The sequence below is a fragment of the bacterium genome (assembly GCA_035527515.1).
Classification (GTDB): Bacteria; B130-G9; B130-G9; order B130-G9; family B130-G9; genus B130-G9.
The window spans coordinates 1-4,188 of record DATLAJ010000142.1 but is presented as its reverse complement, the minus strand read 5'-3'; the positions used below and the strand labels follow the sequence as shown (position 1 = coordinate 4,188).

Genomic DNA, 4,188 nt, shown 5'->3' with positions numbered 1-4,188 from the left:
TGCCAGTGATGGTAGCGCTTGATTGAGAGCAGTACACCCCATCGCCCAGAAATGCAGCGTTGCCGCTGAACGTGTTGTTGGCAACCGTGATGTGGGCACTCCAGGCTGTTACCGTGCCATAGGAGATGCCGATGTTGCCCTCGAACACATTGCCGATCACTTCCGTGTCGCCACCGTACATGGCGAGCACTGCGCCTCCAAAGTCCGCCACGTTTGCACTGATGATATTGTCCTTTATCAGCGCTGCTCCCCCCCATATCGCGGAGATCCCTCCGCCGTATGTAAAGGCTTCGTTATTGCGAATGATATTGTTGCTTATCTGCGGCGATGATCCATCGCAGGATATGCCTCCGCCATCAGCCATGCCGGTGTTATGCCGGCCGTTGGTGATCGTGAGGCCGCGGATGATGCTGTTCCGGCCTTCACCAGTGATGAATTTCACACACGAGTCGGCCTGCATGCCGTCGATGATCGTCTGTGCCACGATGTCCCAATCAAGGGGATCAGTACTGCGCACGGTTATGGCCTTGCCGAGGAAGTCGATGTTCTCGAAATAGATACCGGGAGAAACGATCACGGTATCGCCGTCGAATGCGGCATCTATTGCGGATTGGATGGTGGGGTAATCGGCGGGGACATTGATGTTGGCGGCGAGAGCAAAATGGACAGTGCAGGCAAATGCGGCTATTCCGATCAATGCAAGTCTCAACATTGTAATCCTCCTGATTACAAGGCCGGTGCCGCCGATAGTTCGGCGGCGCCGGCCATAGTTGCGAAAATCACTGTGCGCAGTGAATGTTCAGCCGGTTACGAACAAAAATCAGGTCCAGAACGTTGATCCTGCCATCCTGGTTTACATCGCACCTCCAGTTGGAGCCGTCCTCAACGTCGGCGTTCAGCCTGTTGCGTATGTCGATCAAGTCCAAGACGTTCACCTTGCAGTTGAAGTCAACATCGCCAGGAGTTGGCCAGCCCACGGGGCCGTAGAACCTGCCGGATGCGGTCTCATTGCTGATTATATCAAACTGGTAGTAGGCTGCCGCTACCCCGCCTATCTCCAGGCCGTGGGAAGTGGATAGCCCGATTTCACCTACCGGCTCATTAACAGTGACGTCCGACCCCATTGTATATCCGACCTGTCGATATGTCACAGAACACTCAGCAGGAAGATCGGTTGCCCAAGAGATCTCTACAGTACCGCCATCGTTAGTCGCAGAGAAATCCGAGACGACGGGGGTGGCGGTGCTGAAGAAGATCGACACTGGATCACCGTAGTGGCGGATTCCCAGAGGATCCTTCACCCAAGGATAGAGTGTTACATGGCCTTCCTCACCGGTGATCGTGTAGGTGGTGGGCTTCGTCTCTGCCCATTGCCCGGCCAAGGGTTCTCTCAGGGATTCGGTTATGGCATAGTAGTCGGCCTCAATTTCGTTATAGATCTCGAAGCTGACCACTGTTACTGTCGCAGAGTTGGTGAAGAACGGGCTGTGTGTCGATTCGTCCTCCACGGCAAAGTCACTGTCAATTTCGATACCCACAGCGCTTTTCGATGCCTGAGAAGTATTCCCGTAGGCGCCCATGTTTGCACGATTACCGTTGAAGAGAGGCTCCAATGAATATGCCGATTCGGGATCACCCGCGTCTATGCAGGGGCTTGTTTCGTCATCCGCCACCCATCCCTCGGCGGTCCATCTGCCATACTCGGACTGCAGGTGATAGTCGTCGTTCTGAGGATCAGCGAAAAGCGGGTCTTCGCTTATGTTCCCACTTCCCCAGTCAACCTTGAGTGCATCCGAAATGTCGCAGTAATCGAGGGTAAGGGTTGAGTTGGTGCTTACCTTGACATCGCCCGCGTTGTCCCAGATGATGGAGTTGATGATGTGAATCACTGATGGCCCGTTAGTACCATCCTGCGCATATACAGCTGAAGCATTGGTTCCGCCGTTATTGCAAACGATGGTGTTGTTTACAATATTGCAGACACCGCTAAAGCAGTGAACGGCAGCCTTGTCACCAGAAGGAGTGGTATTTTCGAAAATAACATTGTTCACGATCGAGACTGGATTCGTATTGAGCCGGCAAGCGATAGCGCTGCCAACAATTGTGCAAGTATTGCCCCTGATTACGTTGCCTTCAATCCAAGGCGTCGCACCCAACTCGTGGCCATAGCCGAAAACGTCTATGCCACCACCTATGTTTGCAGAATTGCCGCTGATTGTATTATGGAGGATGTTCGGTGCAAGTTGGGTATCATTTGAACCGAGGCAGAATATGCCACCGCCCCAAGTGGTTCCCTTGTTGTTCCCGGTTATCACATTGTGAGCGATCAGTGGACCGGCAGTATTGCACACGATGCCATTGCTTCCACCTGTGATAGTGAAATACGAGATCTCGCCTGCCGTGCTCGACCCAGTGAACGTCACACACGCCGAGCTGGTGTTTGAGGCAAGAATTGTGCTGACGAAATCATCCTTGCGTTGCCAGGCGTCGCTCGGATCCCTTGCCCCGGTTAGAGTGATGCTCTTGTTTATAGTCAAGTTTTCGGTGTAGGTGATCCCGCCGCTTGCGCTCCCGGCAACATAGATCGTGTCGCCGCGCTTGCCTCCGAGATTGCCTTTCCGATCGTCAGAAATGGGTCTTCGGCAGTTCCATCTCCGTCATCATCGCCGTTAGTCCCGTCCACATAGATGGCGGTCGCATCCATCGAGTCGCCCAAAGTCTCTTCGTCCTCGTCATTCTCCGCCTCTCCTTCATCCGTTGCTTGCTCTTCTTCCCCTCCGCCCATGCCGTCGCCTTCGCTTGCATTCACGGTTACATACAGCGTGGAGGGCAGGGATATCTGGATGATGTCGCCGTTCTCGTCGGCGAGGAAGAACCAGTCGGGGTGAACGTTGATTGCCACGGTGCCTTCGGCGTTGGCGTGGAGGGTGAATACGACAACGGCTCCACTGCCGCTGATATACAACGGGCTCATCAGCATGGCCGTGTTGTAGTCGGCCGGAGTAGTGTCGGTGTCGGGCGGGTCCTCGCCCAGATCGAAGCCTGTGAACACGTTGCGGTTGTTGCTGAACCAGAATCCCTGGGTGGAATGGCCGATGGCGGTGGCCGGGCCGGTGATGACGATCTTGCATTCGTAAGCAGCCAGGTGCGAGATGGACGACACGCGCAGGGCGATCTGGAAATCGTCGCCTTCGGTTACGGTGATGCTGGTGCTGCCGGAGGGCGTGGCCAGGAAGGCCGAGGCTGCGAGTGCTTGCGTTGGGATGGCGGCGGCTGCAAGCATGGCGATTCCGGTGACAAATGCGAGACACAAAGAGAAGGGAGAAGAACGAGCCGGCGACGATGCGGACGGGAGGCGCCTTTTCAGGCCCCTATGCGATTTGCCCCCCCCCCCCAGATTCACATCCTGCGAACAGCTTCCATTTCTCAAAGACCTTTCCATGGCCAGACTCCTTTCAAAACTTGCCCGTCCCAGCCAATAGGTCCAGAAGACACAGCCGAGGGCGGCTGTGCTACATGTCCGATTCCTCACAGCCGAGGGCGCCCGCGTGGGACGCGGTCCGCGAGGAGGCGGACGGCTGTGCTACATTTCCGATTCCTCACAGCCGAGGCGGCTGTGCTACAGCAATTCTTCCTCTATTATGATTATATCGCAGTTTTGCGCGGTGTCAAGGGGCAGAGCAGGAAATTTTCCCAACGCGAATGGTGAAGTATAGTTCGGTTTCTCGATCTTTCAGGGAGGGAGGCGGGGCGGCGGGACGCGGGGCTAACACGTGTGGATCCATCCGGTCTTCTGGATCATGGCTGTGGTGCCCCCCGGCCCCCCTCTGGGAGAGCCCTCATGATTGCCACCCCTTTGGGGCTCTGATCGGAGGGGAACATGAAGAGTAGTTCAAGATTGCCGTCAAGGACGGTGCCTTGCCCCGGCAACCCACACGATGACGAGGGCAAGGGGGTCCCCTGCTTAGCTCCCTCGATGCCCTTCACCTGGATTCCGCCTGCATTCCGCCAAATCATGCTTGCACGAATGCACGATTTCTGGTATAATTTTAATGTAAGCGTGAAGGAAGGTAAACACTGAGATAACCTGTCCGATCATATAATAATATTCTTGTGAGCTAGTAGAGCAGGCGTCTCCGGTGCGAGGCGCCACTGGCCCGGAGGCCCGATAGCATGGTAGAATTGATG

The 4,188-nt window shown here is 55.5% G+C and carries 3 protein-coding genes; all 3 read right to left on the bottom strand.

Annotated elements, in window-relative coordinates; all coding sequences use genetic code 11:
* Window positions 1-712: NosD domain-containing protein (locus tag VM163_11555; protein HUT04511.1), on the bottom strand; the 712-nt coding region annotated here is incomplete at its 3' end.
* A 67-nt stretch (window positions 713-779) separates the two neighbouring features.
* Complete coding sequence (locus tag VM163_11550) at window positions 780-2,423, bottom strand: dockerin type I domain-containing protein (protein HUT04510.1); 1,644 nt, start codon at window positions 2,421-2,423, stop codon at window positions 780-782.
* Window positions 2,424-2,533: 110 nt separating this feature from the next.
* A complete protein-coding gene (locus tag VM163_11545; GenBank protein ID HUT04509.1) occupies window positions 2,534-3,283 on the bottom strand; it encodes a hypothetical protein in 750 nt (249 codons plus the stop codon).
* Window positions 3,284-4,188 lie beyond the last annotated feature (905 nt).

Bases quoted from the DNA above. Each gene is read 5' to 3' on its own strand.
- VM163_11545 (HUT04509.1), bottom strand. From the start codon at position 3,283: ATGCTTGCAGCCGCCGCCATCCCAACGCAAGCACTCGCAGCCTCGGCC.